Raw genomic sequence first — 18457 nt, 5'->3', positions numbered from 1 at the left:
TCTACCGGAGAATCATCATGTTCCGCCGTTTCGTTTTACTGGCAGTGGCCGCGCTGCTCAGTGCCTGCGCCGCCAACCAGGTCAATCATGACTACGACGCCAGCCGCGACTTCTCCGCCTATCGCAGCTGGAGCTGGAAAGAACCTGCCCTGCAATATCGCCCCGATGACCCGCGGATCAAGAGTGACCTGACCGAACAGCGCGTGCGCCAGTCGGTCACCGATCAATTGGATCAGCGTGGCCTGCGCCCGGCTGCCGCCGGCGCCAAGGGCGATTTGAACGTGCAGACCTACCTGATTGTCGAGGAACGCCAGCAGCAGATCACCACCAACTATGGCGGCGGTTGGGGCAACCCCTGGAACGGCTATTGGGGCGCGCCGATGTACAACGAAACCCGCGTGGTCCCCTACAAGGTCGCCACCCTCCAGATCGATCTGTTCGATGGCAAGGACGGCAAACTGGTGTGGCGCGGCAGTGACGAGCAGATACTCAGCCGCACACCGAACCCTTCGGACCGCAGCGACGCGATACGCGAAACGGTCACCCGAATACTGTCCAACTATCCGCCAAGATAAATACAACACAGCCGGCCTTGAGTGGTGCATTGCGCTTGAGGGCCTCTTCGCTGGCAAGCCAGCTCCCACAGGAATTTTTGTTGTCTGCGCTGGCGAGTTGCCAGCAGTCCTGATTTCCCTTGTCTACACTGCTTCACACCAACGGAGGTAGCGCTCGGCAGTGCGCCGGCAAAGGAGTGCTTGATGTCTCCCTGCTTGCAGTTTCGCGGTCCGGCCCGGCAACGGGGGGCGATTGGTTTGATGGCTGCCGGTACGCTGGCGCTGGCGCTGGGTTTCATGCTGTTGGTGATCGATAGCGGCAGGCTTTACCTGGAGCAGCGCAAACTGCAGCGCGTAGCAGACACCGCCGCACTGGAGGCGGTGACCCGCGATGGCAACTGCTTGTCCGGGGCGAGTGCCACCGCTTACGCCACCCAAAGCGCTACCCGTAACGGTTTTACCGTCAACGCCGACAATACGCTGACCGTCAGTTGCGGCACCTTGCAGATCGGCGCCGATCACTTGCGCGCGTTCAGCGCCGACCCGAAGAAGTCCGCTGCCGTCCAGGTCATCGCCACCCGCACGGTGGCCACCAGCGTCGCGGCCGGTATCGGCGCGTTGCTCTCCGGTGGGCCGGCCAGCCTCACGACCCGGCTCAGCGCCACGGCCGTCGCCGCCGAGCCCAAGATCTCACTGGCGCAATTGAGCATCCGCAGCACCCTGTTGGGCGTCGATAGCTCACAGTCCAGCCTCTTGAATCCGCTGTTCTCGACGCTGCTGGGGGGCAATGTCAACCTGACCGCTGGCGGCTGGGATGGTTTGGTCAAGACCGATATCAACCTGCTCAAATTCATGGACCAGCTCGCCATCGAACTGGGCGTGTCGGCCGGCAACTACACCACGCTGTTGAACACGCAAGGCAACGTCACCCAGTTCATCAAGGCCGCGGCCACCGTGGTGAACCTCAACGGCGCCACCGCGACCGTCACCACCGCGTTGGCCAACTTGCAGGTAGCCGCTACCAGCGCTTCGCCCATCAAACTGGGTGACTTGCTTCAGCTGCAAACCGGTACGCAGGCGGCAGGGCTGGACGCCACGGTGCAGTTGTTTCAATTGATTCAGGGGTTCGTTCAACTGGCCAACAAGAACAGCGCGGTGACCGCTGTGTTGCCCGTCAATGTATTGGGACTGGCGGGCGTGACCACCCGCATCAAGGTCATTCAACCGCCGCAATTCTCGGCGGTCGGCGACCCGGCGCTGGCGAAAGCAGCGCCGCTGGGCGTGAACAGAATCTACGTGCGCACTGCGCAGGTTCGCATCCTGGTGTCGGTGGACCTGTCGGTGATCAATGCCGTGCTGCAGTGGGTCAACTCGCTGTTGAGCCCGGTGGTGGGGCTGGTCAACACACTGCTGGCGCCTGGTTGCCTTCTGGGCAATTGCACCCAGACCGACCTGCAGATACTGCCCAATGGGCTCAACCTCGATCTCGGCATTGAAGCCGGCACAGGCAGCAGTTACGTCACGGACTATTCCTGCGCCAGCCCGACCAACAAAAGCCTCACCGCCACCACCAACATTTCCGCAGTGCAGGTCAAGGTCGGCCAGATCGACGACGCCATCTGGCTATCGTCGTCGCCGGCTCAAAGCCTGTCGCCGCTGACGCTGGTCGATATCGGTTCGAAAACCTGCAATTTCTCAGGATGTGGCGCACGAACCCCTTTCGGCGGTGGCGGCAGCGAAATCATGATCGACAGCCCGGTCGCCGGCACCACCGAGCCCAATTACACCTTTGCCAACCCCCATGAGATCAATGTGTCTCCGGACCCGACGCACCCGGTGATGGTCTCGGGTGTGGTCGGCAGTCTGAAGGGCACGCTCGGCGGGATCACGCTGATTCAACACACGCCCACCATCGGCAGTCTGTTGGGCAGTTTGTTGAGTACGTTGCTGTCGACGCTGTCCGACGTCGTCGCGCTTTTGGCATCGGCCATCGGTGGCCTGTTGGCGCCGCTGGTCGACCCGATCGTGAACAGCCTGCTGATGAACCTGGGGATCGACATCAACAAGGTTGACGTCGGCTTCAACCTGACCTGCGGCGAGAAAGGCAAAGCCTACCTGGTGATCTGATCCTCCTGCACAACCGGCAACTCGATACAGAACCGCGCACCCTCGGTTGAGTTGCGCACGCTCAGTTTGCCCCCCATGTTTTCGACGATGCCGTAGCTCACCGACAGGCCGAGTCCGGTGCCGATGCCGACCGGTTTGGTGGTGAAGAACGGCTCGAAAATCCGTTCCAGCAGTCGCGGGTCGATGCCGCCGCCGTTGTCCTCGACCCACAGGCGCACCGACTGCGGGTCCCGTTCGGCGTACACCGCGATCCACGGTTTGAATTCGGGGTGGGTTTCGCGCTTGCTCAGCAATGCATCCCGGGCGTTGACCATCAGGTTGATCAATACCTGCTCGAGCTGATCGACGTAACCGCGCACCTGCACCTCGAACCCGGTTTCGCTGATGCGCAGTTCCACCCCTTTGCCACGCATGCCTTCGGCCAACAGCGACAGCGTGCCTTCGATGGCCTGGGCCGGATTGAACGGTTGTTGCTCGATCTCCGAGCGGCGGCCGAACACCCGCATGTGATCGACTACCCGCGCGGCGCGCTGTACCTGCGCATCGATGCGATTGAGTTTGTCGGTCAGGTAATCGACCTGCACGTCACCGTTGCCCAGGCGCTTGAGCACATTGATGATCGCCATGCGCATCACGTTCAGAGGCTGGTTGATTTCGTGGGCCAGGCCGGTGGCCATTTCGCCGAGGGTGGCCATTTTTGCGCTTTGGGTCAGTTGCTGCTGGGAACGCCGGACTTCGGTGTTGTCGCGGCCCACGGCCTGAATCTCCAGCAACTGGCCCTGTTCGTCGAACACCCCGCGATCCGACCAGACCCACCAGGCATGCTCTCGACCCGGCAATTGCAGGTTGATTTCCGCGGTGCTGACCGGGAACTCCGGGCTGAGGCGGGTCAGGCGCTGGAGGAAGGATTCGCGCTGTTGCGCCGACATCCAGTTGCCCAGGTTCAGCCCCGGCAGTTGCTCGGGCGTGCACTCCAGATACGCCGCCAGTGGCCGGTTGCCGAAGGTCAGTGACAGGTCCGGGCGATATCGGCAGATCATCGCCGGGGAGTCTTCCACCAGAATCCGATAGCGCTCTTCGCTTTGCTTGACCTGTTCGGCCGCCACGGTCGCTTCGGTGACATCCAGCCACAGGCCCACGGCTTCCACCGGCAGTCCCAGGTCATCGCGCAAAAGCTTGGCCTCATCGAGCAACCAGTGGTAATCGCCACGACTGTCACGCAGTCGATAGCGGGCGCGCACCGAGCCTTCGCGTAGCAGTTGCCGGGTGCGCTCGAAATAACGATCACGGTCTTCGGGGTGAACCCGATCCACCAACGCAGTCGTGGCGCAATCGGTGAGCGTCCAACCGAGCAACGGCAGCAGGCTGTCGCTGAAGAACGTCGGTTGCAGCGCGCCTTCCACATAGCGCTGCACGTAAATCACCGCGGGCGAACTGGCGATCAGATTGTCCAGGCGTGCGTGTGCGGCGGCGGCGTGTTGTTCCTGGTTTTTGATGTCGCTGATGTCGAGCATGAAGCCCACCAGGCGCCGATGGCGGCCGACACCCAGGGCCTGGCCTTGCAAGCGATACCAGCTCGGCGGCAGTGCGGCGTCGGGGCGATACGAACGCACGCACAGCAGTAACGGCGTGCCTTCGTCCAGCAGGTCTTGCAAGCGACTGCGCAGTTCTTCGCGGTCGGCGGGATGCACCTGATCGAGCCAGTCGTTCAGCGGTAAACGCCCGCTGGCAAGGTTCAGGGTGTTGGCCAGCGAGGGCGCCAGTTGCACCTCGGCCCTGTCGCTGAACACTTCCCACCAGCCGGTGCCGAGCAAAGCCTGCAGTGATTCCAGGCGCTCCATTTGCAGGTGGTGCCGTTGCTCGCGGGAGCGTTCCAACAAGGGACCGGCGAGCGCTGAGGCGAACTGCAGCCAATCGCGCTCGCTGACATCAGGCGCCCGTTGCTGCACCGGATAGCAACCACACAGTAACCAGGCTGCCACGCCTTGAGCATCGTGATAAGGCACGACGAACCCTTCGGCATTGCCAAAGATGACTTGCAGACGGGGGTGTTCGGCAGGGTTCAGGTGCTGCGGTGCCGAGCCGTTCAGGCTGTCCAGGCCGGTCCCCAGCCGCTGTCCGGTGTGCCACAGTTGCGGCGCATCGAAGCCTGCAAAGTGCTGGTGAATCTGCCAGCCCTGTTCTTGTTCGTCGAGCAATGCCAGGGCGATGCAGGGGACGTGAAAACGCTGGGCCAGGCTTTGCAGTTGATCGGACAGGACTTCGGGCAAGCGCGTCAGGCTGCACAGGCGCAACTGCTCGCCAATCTGCACCGCGAGCAATCGGCATTGTTCGCTCACCCGCGATTGCCGGCGCTCGAGCAGCAGATCGCCGATGTCCAGCAATTGCAGGAGCCAGGCATCGGCCAACGGCTGGACCCAGCCGCGCAGGTGCAGGGTTTGACCACTGAGTGTGTAGAAGTCCAGGTCCAGGGCCTGGCCCTGCCAATCGGCGGGGGAGCCCTCGACGACGAGGCCACAGTGCGGGAGCAAAAAGTCGAGCAGATGCGGGGGCCGGGCGCCGGGTACCTGCTGGGCCAGCGCGTGTCGCAGCGGTCCGGTCAGGTGTAACACGCGACCTTCGGTGTCCAGATGCATCTGTAAGCCGACACCGGGCATGCTCGGCGCTTGCAGGGCCTCCAGGGGCGGAGGCGGGTGGCGGTTGAGCAAACGCCCGAAGAGTTTATCCCCGGCACTCAAAATTGCAGGCTCGAACTGGCGGTGAGGGTCGCGGGCAAATCAGGCACTTGACCTATTCCCGGCAGGTTCAGAAACGGAATGACGGCATTCAATTTACTGGTGGGGTAGTTGATGCTCACCTTCAGGACTCCGCCGACATAGGTGGTGGTGGCGTCAGTAGCAACGTCGAAGTTCAGTCCCGCAGGAATCCACGCCAGTTGCCGGGTCAGTTCCTGCGTGGCGGTGGACTTCAACTGGGCTTCGTAACCGGGAGTATTCGGGTCCAGTGCCACGCTCCGGCGCACGGCTTCGGCCGTCGACTGGTTGAACGACTGCATCAGCAGCAGCGGCAGGCTGTAAGTGACAATCGCGTAAAACACGCCGAAAAAGATGACGAAGACCAAGGCGAACTCAATCGCTGCGGCTCCTTTTTGCTTGCGGGGGAAGCTGGTTTTCATGAGTGCGTCTACCCTGACATCACTAGGTAATGTCAGCATAGAATCATTCAGCCAAAACGGACGTTTTTTACCGGATGCAGAGCCTTGTCCTACTGATCTGGCTGACGCTATGCGCAGCGCAGGATGCCCGGGAGCGGCACATCGCCAATGGCTTGACCCTTGGCGCAGGGGCGTTGGCCCTGGCATGGATGCTGTTGAGCGGAACCACCTGGGTGGGAGCACCCGCCGAGCAGGGCGGCTGGGCAGCCCTGTTGGCGCTGGCATTCACCCTGCCCGGTTATGCGTTACGACGCCTGGGCGCCGGGGATGTGAAACTCATGACCGCCCTGGGTCTGGCGACCGATGGTCGGCATGTGCTGGGCGTGTTCATCGGTGCCGGACTGGCCAGTGTGTGCTGGCTGCTGCTGGCGCCAAGCGTCTGGCTCCATGTCGGTCAAAGGCTTAGAGGACGCCTTCGCTATCTGCAGCCTGGAATGTCAAAAAAACAACCCTTCGCGCCGTTTTTGCTCGTGGGCTTGTTGCTGACATTGGCTGTGTTTCGTTTTTTTACAGAGTCGGAAAGTGCGACTACTTTCATTCAGTAGTTGTACAGCCCTGAGCTGTGATTGGAAGTACGGTCAGCCTTTGACCTGGCAGGGAGTTGCACGTGAGCAAGCGTACCTCGGCAGTAAAAGTCCTTGTGGTCGACGATCAGCCATTCATCGTTGAAGAACTCTGCGAATTTCTTGAGAGCCGCGGCTACCGTTCCGTTGCCTGCGGGTCCAGCCATCAAGCCATCGAGCGGTTCAACGAAGACCCTGATATCGGCCTGGTGCTTTGTGATTTGCACATGCCGGGTCTGGACGGCATTCAACTGGTTCTGGAGCTGCAACGGCTGTCGGGCAAACACCGCGCGTTCGAGGCGATCATGCTGACCGGGCATGCGGACAAGCAGGATGTGATCAAGGCGTTGCGTGCCGGTTTTGCCGATTACTACCAGAAGCCGATTGATCTGACGGAGCTGCTCGAAGGCTTGCAGCGGCAGGAACTGGTCTTGCAGGAACGGCACAAGGCACTGCAACTGGGACACCTGGATCAGAAGCTGCAGTACCTGTCCGAGTCGATCGAGGACCTGTATCAGGACCTGGACAAGGTTCGCCGGACTCCGCTTTCGTCGGGTTCGGTGGAGTCGGGCGATGAGGCCGTCAGCGAAGCGGATCGGGTAGAGATCCCGGCGATTTTCAATCAGTTGTCGCCCAGGCAACTGGATGTGGCGCGGCTGGTGGGCAAAGGGCTGACCAATTATCAGATTGCCTGTGAGTTGGGGATCACCGAGAACACGGTGAAGCTGTATGTGTCCCAGGTGCTGCGGTTGACCCATATGCATAATCGGACGCAGTTGGCGTTGGCGCTTTCGCCGAGCGGTTCCGGGTTGCGGCAGCGGGTTACGGCGCACTGAATAGCCCATCGGTTTTTTGGATAGCGTACATATCCGTTTCCGCGGTAACGGCGACTTATGGTTTCGCCCTTACGGCGACTCACTTTTTTACAAGCGCCTAAAAAAAGTAAGCAAAAAACGCTCGGCCTGATGAGTGGTGAAGGGCGACCACGATCCCCTGTGGGAGCTGGCTTGCCAGCGAAGAGGACCTCAAGCGCGATGCACGACTCAAGGACGGCTTCGCCGGCAAGCCGGCTCTACAGGAATGCGCCCGTTCCTCAACCGCAAACAACCAGCACTAATTCCCCGATCCGCTACTCACCTTCCCGCCCGCATCCTGATCAAAGAACTGCGGGATCTCGTGCTGATAGGTTTTCAACCAGCGTTGCATCGTCAGTTCCCGTTCGGTTGCGGTAGCGGTTTGCAGTTTTTGCGAGGCGGCGTTCTTGCTGCTTTGCAGTTGCAGCCAGCCTTCGGTTTCCTGCTGTTGTGGCGAGTTCGGGCCGGGGTCGATGGCGTGGCTGGTGAGGGGCAGGGCCAGCAGGCCGAGGCAGCAGAGGGTGGTCGGTTTCATCCTGGGTTCTCCCTACTGAAGGGCGGGTGCGGTGGCGACGGCGACTTGCGCGGCGACGGTCGGGGCGGACTTGGCTGGCGCCTTGAGTCTTTGCGCGCGGGCCTGGGCCTCGGTGACCTGGGCGGGGCTCAGGCCGAGACGGCTGACCAGTTCGGCGGCGCGGCTCCAGTCGTCCTGATAGATCAGCAACGTCACCAGGTTCAGGCCTGCCAATGTGTTGTTTTGCTTGAGTTCAAGGGCGGTGAGGAATTCGAACCGGGCGTCTTCGACACGCAATTGATTGAGGTACACCACACCGAGGTCGTTGCGGATTTTTTCGTCGGTGGGCGCCAGGCGTGCCGCCCGTTGCAGGTGGGACTGGGCCTGGCCGTTGTCGCCCCGTGCGACAGCAAGTTGACCCAGGCCGTGTTCGGCCTCGGCCGCCTTGCAGCCGCCGAGCAGGCTGCGGTACAGCGGCTCGGCTTCGTTGCGGCCCAGCAGTCGATAGACCTTGGCCTTGCGCAAGCGCACATCGGCCAGGTTGTCCGGCAGGTTCTGCAGATTGGCCAGGCTGGCGTGCAGCTTGCCGTCATTGGCCATGTCGTCCGCAAGGTTCAGCGACAGCTGTTCTTCGGAACTCAACTTGCCGCAACTGGCGGAGTCGGTCAGGGCGTTCCAGGGTGTCTGGCCGTTGCTCGCGCAGCCGCCCAGCAACAGCAGACTCAAACCGGCAATCACTACTTTCATCACGATCCCTCTAGGAAGCAAAGGCCCGGGTCAGGGCGGTGAGGCCCGGGCCGGCCAGTACGATCAATAACGCCGGGAAGAGGAACAGCATCATCACGACGGACATTTTGGCGGACATCTTGGAAATGTATTCCTGCAAGCGCGTCAGGCGCCGGTCATCGAGCAACAGCTTGAGCGCCAGCAGCGACTTCATCGCACCGCCGCCCTGATGGATCAGCTGTTGCAGAATCACGCAGGTGTCGGTGAACTCATCCACCCCCAGCAAGCGGCTCGCCTTGTTCAGTTCATCGCCCAGCTCCAGGCCGGAATCGACCCGGGCCAACACCAGGCGCAGTTCATGGGTGAGCGTTGGCATCAGCTGTTTGCCGTCGTTGCTCAACACACGCAGCGATTGCTCCACGGCCATGCCGGATTCGAACAGGATGCGCAGCAACGGAATGAAGGTGGAAATCTCGATCGCCAGTTTTTTCTTCCGATGCTGCGCAGCCGCCGCCAGCAGGCGTTTGGGCAGCAGATAGCCTATGCCGGTGGCAAACGTCGGCGCGACCCAGCGATTGGCGACGTGCGCAAAGAACAGCTCTTGAATCAGCACACTCAGGGCCAGTGCCAGCACCGGCACGCCGACCTGGAACGCCGCATACAGGGCGCGTTTGCGCGCGGTGCGCCAGCCGAGGCCGTTGAGCAGTGTCTGGGTTTCGTTATCGAGTTTGACCGACTGCTGGCCCAGCCGACTGGCGCCCAGGGCCAGCAGCCACTGGCTCAAGCGTGGCTCGCTCGGCGCCTTGCCGTCCAGTCGTCGCACCACTTGCCGCGCACGCCGACGCAGTTCCAGCACGACGCTGAACAACAGCAGCGATGCCAACAGAAACAGCAGTGAGCTCAGCAACATGGACAGGTTCATAGGCTACGCAACATCCGCCACAGTGCCAGACAGCCGAACACCTGCAAGACGAGCGCGCTCACCAGCATCCATTGCCCGGAGCCGTCGTTCCACATGCTGAGCAGGTACCTCGGGTTGGAGATCAGAAAGTAGCCGGCGACGGTGACCGGCAGCAGTGCCAGTACCAGTGCCGTGACGCGGGTTTCGCCGGTCATGGCGCTCAATTGACGAGCCGCTTGCTCGCGTTCGCGGATCAACTTGATCAGGTTTTCCAGCAGCTCGCTGGCGTTGCCGCCGTAGCGGTGGTTGACCTTCAGGCCGAGGGCGAACAGGCGCAGTTCGTCTTTGTCGTACAGCTCGGCGAAGTCCGAGGCGGCGTCGGGCAGGCTGACGCCCAACTGCACACTGCGTTGCACCCGGCCCAGGGCGTTTTTCAGCGGGTCTTCGGCAACGTTGATGGCGCCCAGTACCGCATCGGCCAGGGTGCGTCCGGACTTCAGGCTGCGCACCGCATGGTCAAGCAGTGTCGGCAATTGCTCGATCATGCGCTTGAGCCGGCGTTGATAGCGCCAATCGATGTACAAACGCAGAAACAGGGGCGGCAGCAGCAACGGAATGAAAAGACCGACCCAGCCGCCCGCCGCGACCCCGAGCAAAACCGCCAGCCCCCAAAGCGTCAGCCATAGCCCCAGGCGCTCCGTGGGTCGTCCGAGGCCTGCACGCAAAAAGGCGCGATCCAGTGCCACCCAGGACGATTTCTGCACCACCGGTTCCGGTTGTCCCTGGGTCAGGCGCTCCAGCACGCGCTGGGTGCCGGGCTGGCGCAACCCGCGGTAAAGCAGGCGAGCCGACAGGCCGAGCAAGGCCAGGCAAACGAGGATGAGCAGCAGCGATTTGAGCATGCTGTAACCTTCAGTACGCCGAGGGAGAGAGCGCCGATTCGCGACGCAGTTTGTCACCGGCAGGGTTGACCGCTTCGCGCATGAAACCGAAGCCGCTGCGACGGTCGAGGCGGAACAGCGTATTGGTCACATACACATCTTCACGGATGCCGATCACCTCCACGACCTCGCTGACGCAGCGACGGCCATCGGGCAAGCGCGTCAACTGGATCACCACGTCCAGCGCCGCGCAGATCATTTGCCGCAAGGTGCGTTCGGCGATGCTGCGGCCCGTCAGGCCGACCAGGGTTTCCAGGCGCAGCAGCGCATCCTGGGCATTGTTGGCGTGCACGGTGCTCATGGAACCGTCGTGGCCGGTGTTCATGGCGGTGAGCACATCGACCACTTCAACGCCGCGGATCTCACCGAGGATGATGCGGTCCGGGCGCATCCGCAGGGCGTTGCGAATCAGGTCGCTGGACTTCACTTCGCCGTGGCCCTCGGCATTCGGCGGACGGGTCTCCAGGCGCACCACATGAGGGTGGCCCAGTTGCAGTTCGGCAATGTCCTCGATGGTCACCAGCCGTTCGTGGGGATTGATCAACTGGCTGAGAATGTTCAACAGCGTGGTCTTGCCGGTGCCGGTGCCGCCGCTGATCAGAATGTTGCAGCGCTTGCCCACGGCCTCCTTGAGGAAGTCGTAGATCGCCTGGTCGATGGTCTGCATGGTCATCAGGTCGGTGCTGTTGAGCATGTCCTGGCGGAACTTGCGGATCGACAGGCACGGGCCATCGAGGGCAATCGGTGGAATGATCGCATTGACCCGGCTGCCGTCCGGCAGGCGCGCATCGACCATCGGCGACGACTCGTCGAGGCGCCGACCCAGGGGGGCGAGAATGCGCTGGATAACGCGTTCGACGTGGTGCGCATCGATGAAGCGCAAATCACTCTGGTGCAGCAAACCGTCGCGCTCGATGAACACCCGGTGCGGGCCGTTGACCAGAATTTCGGTCACCGCCGAATCTCGCAACAACACTTCCAGCGGGCCGAAACCGGTGAGCTCGTCGACGATCTCTTCGGCCAGGCGCTCCATCTCATAACGGGAAATCGCCAGGTGCAGGCGCGCGATGTATTCGGCCACTTTGTCGATGACGAATTGCGACAGCGCCTGCCGCGATCCTTCCAGGAGGTTTTTGCCCGACTCTTCGATCGCATCGATGATGTAGCGGTGCAGCACCAGTTTCAGGCCTTCATGGTCGGTGTTGCCGGCCACGCTGCGTTGCGCCACACCGAACAGTTTTTCGCCGCTCATTGCGCACCTCTCAAACGGCTGAACCAGGACTTGGGCTTGGCCAGGTTTTCGGAACGCTTGGCCAGGCATTCACCGAGGGTGCGCAGGCTTTGCGTAAGGACTTCCCGTGGCGCCAGTTCGAACAGGGTCACGCCCTGATTCTTGGCGTTCAGGCGCACTTCAGGGCTGTAGGCGAGGGTGGCGATGACCTCCATGCCGAAGCTTTTGCCCAGGGCGTCGGAGTCCGGCGCGACGGCGCGCAAGTAGCGATCCACCAACAGCCGCGCGTGATCGAGCTTCATGCCTTTTTCGCGCCACAGATTGAGCACTTCGAGGTTGCGACGGCAGTCGAGCACGTTCTGGTCGGTGTACCACAACAACTTGTCGCAATGGCTGACGAAGGTGCGCAGGGCTTCGCTGTCCGGTTGCCCGGTGAGGTTGACCACGATGTGCTGGAAGTGTTGGCGCAGGGCGCTGAGCAGCATGTACAACTCGGCGGCGCTGGTGTGTTCCAGCGGCTCATCGTGGCTGGCGTAGGCGAGGATTCGCACCCCGACTTCGCAACGGGTGAAGGCACTGTCGATCAGTGTCGCGTCGAGGCGGCGCAAATGCCGCAAGGCATCGCCGAAGTGAAACGAACTCTCCAGCCCGAGCAAGGCCAGGCTGTCGCCACGTGGCAGACCCAGGTCGAGCAAGAGGGTTTGCTGTCCGCTCTTCTGCACCACCTGCGCCATGTGATTGGCCAGCAGCGCGCCGTCGGCATTGCTCTGCACGCCATACAGCACGGTCAGGCCACCCAGTTGGGTGCTCGGCGTCACGGCCGGAAGGCGTTTGCTCAGGCGGCGTACCAGCCCGGCGACTTCACTGGAGCGCGAACCATACGAAACGAAATCCCGCGCCCCGGCGCGCATGGCATTGAGCACGAGCTGGTTGTCCATGCCGTCGCCCAGGGCGACGATCGCCAGCATCGGCTTGGCTTCCAGGGCGCCCTCGATCAACGCGCATTGGGCCACCACGTGTTCGCGGTCGAGGCCGACGAACACCAGGCTGGCGAAGGTCACGTCCACCAGCGCCAGCAGTTCGTCGAGACTGCCGGCGCCGGCGCTGACCACTTGACCCAGCGGCGCGAGGGCGCCCTGCAGCCACTCAAGGTCAGTGTGGTTACGCGTGATCGCGAGGAAGGTCTGGCTCAGGTTCTGGCTCATTGCGATAACCCGCTGCGTTTATCGAAGTCGCCGTTTTCGAGGAAGTACAGGCGATACCAGTTGGGGTCGTAGTTGCGCAGTTTCTCCCCGGGCAACGACGGCAGCTGCGCGTTGGCGGCCAACGGCTGGACCAGGTGCGGGGTGACGATCATCAGCAGCTCGCGCTCTTCACGGCTGATCGAAGAGCTGCGGAAAAACGCGCCGAGAATCGGAATGTCACCCAGGCCCGGAAACTTGCTGACTTGCGAGCCGTTTTGCGTGCTGATCAAACCACTGATGACAAAGCTCTCGCCGTCGGCCAGGGAGATGCTGGTGTCCGTGCGGCGAATGGTGAACGCCGGCACCGTGGTGCCGCCGATGGTCACGGCATTGTTGTAGTCCAGTTCGCTGACCTCGGGGGCGACCTTGAGGGCGATCTGATCGTTGCTGACCACCGTCGGCGTGAGCGTGAGGCGGATGCCGAACTCCTTGTACTCGATGGAATAGCTGTCGCTGTTGGCGCTGGGAATCGGGATCGGGATTTCACCGCCGGCGAGAAAGCTTGCACTCTGCCCGCTGAGGGCGACCAGGCTCGGGCGTGCCAGGGTGTAGGCGAAGCCGCTGCTTTCCATGGCATTGATGATGGCGAGGAAGTTACCGCCACCGGCGACGATATTGAACACGTCGTTGGCCAGGGGAATGCTGGGTGTGGCGATGCGCGGATCGATGTTGCGCAGCGGGAGCACGCGGGGCGTCACCCCGGTATTGGGCACTGTGCCAGGGGAGCCGAACAGGAAATTCGAGTTTTTGCCATAGATCGAGGTGCTGGCTTCCTTGAGTTTGGTCCGGCTGACTTCGACGAAACGGATGTCGGTCTGCACCTGTGACGGCAGCGACGGATCATCCGATGGCAGCCGCGCGGCCCTGGTCATGGCCGCAGTGGCGCGCCCCTGGACGAACACCATGCTTTGGCGCGGTGCACTGGCGCAGGCCGTCCAGACCATCAGGCTGGTGGTGCCGGGGGCCATCCCGGTGAGCAGGAACGCCTGGTTGCCATTGACCCGAACGTCGGCGATCTTCGGGTCCCCTACGGCCAGGCGCGTGATGGGAACAGGCGATTGCAGCTCCTGTTGCTGCCCTTCGCCGATTTCCACGGTGGCGGGTAACGGGCCCAGCGCGGCACAGTTGCCGCCTGCCGCGACGGCGGCTGTCAACGGCATGCCGCCGATCAAGATGGCCCAGATCAAACCGTTGAATAACGGAATAATTCGTCTGCGCATGGAAAGGCGTCCTTGCTCGATTCAGGGGGTCTGTTGAGTGAGTTCATTGCCGCGAATGACTTCCACGCCCGATTTTTTCGGTGCGACGGGGGCACTGGCGACGACGGGTTTGGGCGGTGCGGTCATGGCCAGTTGATTGAACTGAATCAACTCGCGATTGGCGTTGGCGAGGTTGGTCGCAGAATCGCTCTCACCGGCCCAATAACGGGCCAGGCGTTTCTCATCCGCACTGCGAACTGCCAGGCGCAACACCCCGGCCTGGGTGGCGAGGAGCAGGCGACTCAACAGCGGCGCGGGAACGGCGAGCAGGACGGTACGGGCGCTGGCACGCTGTTGTTCCTGCTTGAGCTTTTCATCATTGCTGTAGGCCGGGCTGGTGGGTTGGCCATCGTTGGTCAGGCCCAACTGTTCGCCCACCCCCAGCACGCGCAATGCCGGAACCACCAATTGTGCCGAGGGTTGGGGATTGATGGCGTCCATGCGCAAAAACAGCAAGACGTCGACATAGTCCCCCGGTGCCAGTTGGCCGCCGGCATTGATGACTTCGTCTACGGATACGGCGAGCGCGCGTTCGTCAGAACGAATCATCCGCGCCAGTTTGCTGCCGGCTTCGAAGCTTTCATCACTGAGCCAGGTTCCGGCGCGCAGGCTGCGCCAGGGCGTGCGACCGATCGCCTGATCGAGACGGGTGAGGCTGCCGGCAGGGGCGGTGCGGAGTTTTTCCACGGCCACGTCGGCGGCAGTGATTTGCACGAACGGCGCGACGTCATGCAGCAGCACGACGACGGGTTGGCGGGTGTCTTCTTCCTGTGGCGCCGCTGCCTGGGGAGTGGCGGCTGTCGGGGTGACGATCCCGGTCTGTGCAACCACAGGGGCGGCGGCCGGTTGCCGGCTCAGGGTGAAGCCCCAGTAACCGGCAATGACAGCGCCCACCAGAGACAGTCCGGCAAGACCCAGAATGGCACGACTGTTCATGACGGCTCTCCCTTTCCTGCTGCGCAAAAATTTCGTATCAGAGAACGAGAAAAATTTGCAATAAGGCAGCTATGAACATTGAACTATTTCGCTATTTGACCCTAGCGCAGCTAGTGCAAAATGCCATTACCGGAACGGAAATATCTGATAAAAGTGAACGACTAACGTGAAATGTCAGGTTCTTTGACGCCAACCAAATGACTAATACTTTCGTATTAATGCGTTCTTACAGTTGTTGACCGGGTAAATGCCGACAATGCTGGTGCTGGCATAGGGGAATCATGTTGCGTTGATGCAACACCCGTGGTCATCAAGGAGAACGTCATGTCTGTTGCCAAGGTTGTTCAGAAGATCAAATCCGAGATCGATTTCTATAAAAGTCTGGCCAAAGATACCGAAGGGGCTTCAGGTATTGAGTACGCCATTGTGGCGGCGATGGTGGCGGTGGTGATTGCCGGACTCAGTACTGGTATGGGCACTTCGATCACCACCATTTTTGGAAAAATCAAAACTGCGCTGGGTTGAGTATTGGCAAGTCGCCAGGCCTAAAAACGGACGCTAATGTCAGCGCTAACCCATTCCAGGTGTTTCCTATGAACGCTCCTGTGCTTTCGCGCCAGCAACTTCTACTGGTCGACGATGAGGAAGATGCGTTACTTGAGTTGGCCGAGTTGCTGGAGGGCGAAGGCTTTATTTGCTTTACCGCGACGTCGGTGAAACTGGCGTTGCAGCATTTGACACTCCATCCGGATATTGCATTGGTCATCACCGACCTGCGCATGCCGGAGGAGAGTGGCATGTCGCTGATCAAGCGCTTGCGCGAGCATACGTCGCGCCAGCATCTGCCGGTGATTGTGATGTCCGGGCATGCGGGCATGGAGGACGTGAGTGACATGTTGCGGTTGCAGGTGCTGGACCTGTTTCGCAAGCCGATCTATCACGTACGGCTGTTGGAGACGTTGAACAACCTGTTTCCACTGCCGCGGCTTCAGTTGGTTTATCCCTGAATGTCGCTGTCTGGTTCTGGCGATCTGTTGACGGCTGGCTGACCGGCGAAGGCGGCGAGTAGAACACGACTCCCGGCAACGTCCTTCGCCAGCACGGCGTCTTCTTCAGACGTTGTCAGGCGAGCGGCCGCCAATGCCCAATCATGTGCTCCAGCTCTCCGGCGCCGATCAAGCGCAGATCGCCACTCGACCCCGCCGCACTGGCGAGCAACGTCACCTCGCTGGGCAGGCGTACCGGTTTCTGGAATTGCACCATGATCTCGAGGTTCGCCGTCGACAGGTGATCGGCCAGCGCGGCCAGGGTGCGCGCCTTGTTCCACAAACCATGGGCGATGGCCGAAGGAAACCCGAACAGTTTGGCGCTGGCGGCACTCAGGTGAATCGGGTTGTAGTCGCCGGACACCTTGGCGTACTGCCGGCCGATATCCGCGGGCGCTTTCCAGTGCGCGACTTCGCTCAGCGGCAGTGTCGAGGCCAACACCTGCTCGACGGGCTCACCCTCCAGCTTGACGCCGCGACAGAGCATCCGGCTTTCAGCTTCCCACAGCGACCCGAGTTGATCGTCGAGGGTGGTCACCAGGTCGAAGGTCGCACCCTTGGCGTGGGGTTGCAGGTTCTGCACTTGCACGCTGACCCGGACCCGATTGACCCCGCCCAGCGGCCGCAGTATGCGTATGCGATTGCTCAGATGAATCAGCCCCAGCAACGGAAACGGAAAGTCCTTGGCGGTCAGCAATTGCATCTGCAAGGCGAACGCGAGGATGTGCGGATAAGTCGGTGGCAGCAAACCATCGTCGGCGAACCCGCAGACCTTGCGATAGGCCGCCAGGTGTTGCGGATCGACATTGATCCAGCAGCGCAAACCGGCATCGGGCAGGGTGGTGCCGCTGATTTTGCGTCGCGTCGCCGCACGTAGATACAGCCCCGGCAGGCTCGGCTCGCGGTTGAGTGTGTGCCAGTCAGTGATCATGCCTATGCCCCCAAAACGCTTTGCCCACAGACGCGCAAGGCCTGCCCGGTGAATGCGCCCGTGCCCGGCTGCGCCAGCCACGCCACCGCTTCGGCGACGTCCTGAGGCAGGCCGCCCTGGCCCAGGGAACTCATGCGTCGCCCGGCTTCGCGCAGGCCGAATGGAATGTGTGCGGTCATCTGGGTTTCGATAAACCCCGGTGCCACGGCATTGATGCTGATGCCCCTGGCCTGCAACAGCGGCGCCCAGGCCTGCGCCAGGCCGATCAGCCCGGCCTTGCTCGCCGCATAGTTGGTTTGTCCGCGATTGCCGGCGATGCCGCTGATCGACGCCAGCAGGATGACCCGGCCGTGGTCACGCAAGGTGCCGTTATCGAGCAAGGCCCTGGTCAGGACTTGCGGGGCATTGAGGTTGACCGCGAGCACAGCGTCCCAGAATTCCGGGGTCATGTTGGCCAGGGTTTTGTCGCGGGTGATGCCGGCGTTGTGCACCACGATATCGATGCCGTCGGGTAGCGCTTCGACCAGTTGCGTGGCGGCGTCCTCGGCGCAGATGTCGAGGGTGATGCTGCGCCCGCCCAGGCGTGCGGCGAGGGCGTCGAGATCGGTTTTGGCGGGTGGCACGTCGAGCAGAATGACGTCGGCGCCGTCACGGGCCAGGGTTTCGGCGATGGAAGCACCAATGCCGCGCGCCGCGCCGGTGACCAGCGCCTTGCGCCCGGACAGCGGACGGGTCCAGTCGGTCACCGGGGTGTCGCAGGCGTTCAGGCGAATGACTTGCCCGGAGACGAAAGCGCTTTTCGGCGAAAGGAAAAACCGCAGCGGGCCTTCCAGTTGATCGTCAGCGCCTTCGCCGACATGGATCAGCTGCAAGGTGCCGCCGCTGCGCAGTTCCTTGGCCAGCGAACGACTGAACCCCTCAATCGCCCGTTGGGCGCTGGAGGCGAACGGGTCGCTCAAGGTCTGCGGCTCACGCCCGAGAATGACCAGGTGAGCGCAGTGGTCGAGGTTCTTCATCAAGGGCTGGAAGAATTCGCGCAGCTGTTTGAGCTGATCGGTCTGCACCAGGTGAGTGGCATCGAACACCACGGCCTTGAGTTTCGGGCCATGGCCGGGAATCCACGCCGTGGCCAGCGAAGGATCGGTGCCGTAGCTGTAGATGGCATCGGTCAGGCGATTGGCGAAGGCGCTGACGTTTTCCGCCAGCGGCCCGCCGCCGATCAGCAACGCGCCTTCGATAGGACGCAAGCGGCCCGCTTGCCAACGCTCCAGGCGCACCGGCGAAGGCAGGCCCAAGGCCCCGACCAGGCGATGGCCGATGGAGGAATTGGCGAAGTCGATATAGCGGTCAGACATGGAACGCGCTCCAGCAGCTGAGGTTCAAAGTGTGGACCATGAATGGCGATCAGTCGTTCGA

The 18457-nt window shown here is 62.0% G+C and carries 18 protein-coding genes; 6 read left to right on the top strand and 12 right to left on the bottom strand.

Features of this window, described 5'->3' with window-relative positions; all coding sequences use genetic code 11:
* The first annotated feature begins 17 nt into the window (after window positions 1-17).
* Complete coding sequence (locus ACX3YF_RS04150; protein ID WP_130206436.1) at window positions 18-575, top strand: DUF4136 domain-containing protein; 558 nt, start codon at window positions 18-20, stop codon at window positions 573-575.
* Between the two features lie 183 nt (window positions 576-758).
* The gene (locus ACX3YF_RS04145; protein ID WP_458973447.1) at window positions 759-2681 is read left to right on the top strand and encodes a pilus assembly protein TadG-related protein; all 1923 of its coding nucleotides are present in this window, start codon (window positions 759-761) and stop codon (window positions 2679-2681) included.
* Here ACX3YF_RS04145 and ACX3YF_RS04140 read toward each other — a convergent pair.
* Both ACX3YF_RS04140 and ACX3YF_RS04135 read right to left on the bottom strand, forming a co-directional pair.
* Complete coding sequence (locus tag ACX3YF_RS04140; protein ID WP_458973446.1) at window positions 2666-5419, bottom strand: ATP-binding protein; 2754 nt, start codon at window positions 5417-5419, stop codon at window positions 2666-2668. The genes ACX3YF_RS04145 and ACX3YF_RS04140 overlap by 16 nt on opposite strands.
* Window positions 5416-5856: a TadE/TadG family type IV pilus assembly protein gene (locus ACX3YF_RS04135; protein WP_288101259.1), complete on the bottom strand. Its 441-nt coding sequence runs from the start codon at window positions 5854-5856 to the stop codon at window positions 5416-5418. The genes ACX3YF_RS04140 and ACX3YF_RS04135 overlap by 4 nt, the downstream gene beginning before the upstream one ends.
* Before the next feature lie 74 nt (window positions 5857-5930).
* On the opposite strand from ACX3YF_RS04135, the gene ACX3YF_RS04130 reads away from it, so the two are divergent.
* Together ACX3YF_RS04130 and ACX3YF_RS04125 are read left to right on the top strand one after the other, a co-directional pair.
* Window positions 5931-6440, top strand: a complete 510-nt coding sequence (locus ACX3YF_RS04130; RefSeq protein WP_458973445.1) for a prepilin peptidase — start codon at window positions 5931-5933, stop codon at window positions 6438-6440.
* A 62-nt stretch (window positions 6441-6502) separates the two neighbouring features.
* The gene (locus ACX3YF_RS04125) at window positions 6503-7294 is read left to right on the top strand and encodes a response regulator transcription factor (RefSeq protein ID WP_130206446.1); all 792 of its coding nucleotides are present in this window, start codon (window positions 6503-6505) and stop codon (window positions 7292-7294) included.
* Window positions 7295-7571: 277 nt separating this feature from the next.
* Here ACX3YF_RS04125 and ACX3YF_RS04120 read toward each other — a convergent pair whose 3' ends face one another.
* From ACX3YF_RS04120 to cpaB, 8 genes are read right to left on the bottom strand one after another with little or no spacing between them, the layout of a single operon-like run.
* Window positions 7572-7847 carry a DUF3613 domain-containing protein gene (locus ACX3YF_RS04120; protein WP_130206448.1) on the bottom strand — a complete coding sequence of 92 codons (276 nt, stop codon included), beginning with the start codon at window positions 7845-7847 and terminating at the stop codon, window positions 7572-7574.
* A 12-nt stretch (window positions 7848-7859) separates the two neighbouring features.
* Window positions 7860-8573: a tetratricopeptide repeat protein gene (locus tag ACX3YF_RS04115; protein WP_454837792.1), complete on the bottom strand. Its 714-nt coding sequence runs from the start codon at window positions 8571-8573 to the stop codon at window positions 7860-7862.
* A 10-nt stretch (window positions 8574-8583) separates the two neighbouring features.
* A complete protein-coding gene (locus tag ACX3YF_RS04110; RefSeq protein WP_458973444.1) occupies window positions 8584-9462 on the bottom strand; it encodes a type II secretion system F family protein in 879 nt (292 codons plus the stop codon).
* 8 nt (window positions 9463-9470) lie between these two features.
* Window positions 9471-10355, bottom strand: a complete 885-nt coding sequence (locus ACX3YF_RS04105; protein ID WP_130206454.1) for a type II secretion system F family protein — start codon at window positions 10353-10355, stop codon at window positions 9471-9473.
* Between the two features lie 10 nt (window positions 10356-10365).
* The gene (locus ACX3YF_RS04100) at window positions 10366-11646 is read right to left on the bottom strand and encodes a CpaF family protein (RefSeq protein ID WP_198131598.1); all 1281 of its coding nucleotides are present in this window, start codon (window positions 11644-11646) and stop codon (window positions 10366-10368) included.
* Complete coding sequence (locus ACX3YF_RS04095) at window positions 11643-12830, bottom strand: AAA family ATPase (protein ID WP_458960780.1); 1188 nt, start codon at window positions 12828-12830, stop codon at window positions 11643-11645. Before ACX3YF_RS04095 ends, ACX3YF_RS04100 begins: the two co-directional genes overlap by 4 nt.
* On the bottom strand, window positions 12827-14089 hold the full coding sequence (locus ACX3YF_RS04090) for a type II and III secretion system protein family protein (protein WP_458973443.1): 1263 nt from the start codon (window positions 14087-14089) through the stop codon (window positions 12827-12829). The genes ACX3YF_RS04095 and ACX3YF_RS04090 overlap by 4 nt, the downstream gene beginning before the upstream one ends.
* A 21-nt stretch (window positions 14090-14110) precedes the next feature.
* Complete coding sequence (cpaB, locus tag ACX3YF_RS04085; RefSeq protein ID WP_130206462.1) at window positions 14111-15064, bottom strand: Flp pilus assembly protein CpaB; 954 nt, start codon at window positions 15062-15064, stop codon at window positions 14111-14113.
* A gap of 324 nt (window positions 15065-15388) precedes the next feature.
* Between cpaB and ACX3YF_RS04080 the strand changes: the two genes are divergently transcribed.
* Both ACX3YF_RS04080 and ACX3YF_RS04075 read left to right on the top strand, forming a co-directional pair.
* Window positions 15389-15589 (top strand): Flp family type IVb pilin, encoded by a 201-nt coding sequence (locus ACX3YF_RS04080; protein ID WP_130206464.1) that lies wholly within the window; start codon window positions 15389-15391, stop codon window positions 15587-15589.
* 68 nt (window positions 15590-15657) lie between these two features.
* Window positions 15658-16071 (top strand): response regulator, encoded by a 414-nt coding sequence (locus ACX3YF_RS04075; RefSeq protein ID WP_130206466.1) that lies wholly within the window; start codon window positions 15658-15660, stop codon window positions 16069-16071.
* Window positions 16072-16186: 115 nt separating this feature from the next.
* Here ACX3YF_RS04075 and ACX3YF_RS04070 read toward each other — a convergent pair whose 3' ends face one another.
* Window positions 16187-17041, bottom strand: a complete 855-nt coding sequence (locus tag ACX3YF_RS04070; RefSeq protein WP_448645745.1) for a MaoC family dehydratase — start codon at window positions 17039-17041, stop codon at window positions 16187-16189.
* 2 nt (window positions 17042-17043) lie between these two features.
* Window positions 17044-18396, bottom strand: a complete 1353-nt coding sequence (locus ACX3YF_RS04065; RefSeq protein ID WP_458973442.1) for a 3-oxoacyl-ACP reductase — start codon at window positions 18394-18396, stop codon at window positions 17044-17046.
* Between the last annotated feature and the right edge of the window lie 61 nt (window positions 18397-18457).

It is taken from the genome of Pseudomonas fluorescens group sp. PF-69 (genome assembly GCF_054481235.1).
Note: the sequence above shows the minus strand (reverse complement) of the source record. Positions and strands in the feature narration are given on the sequence as shown.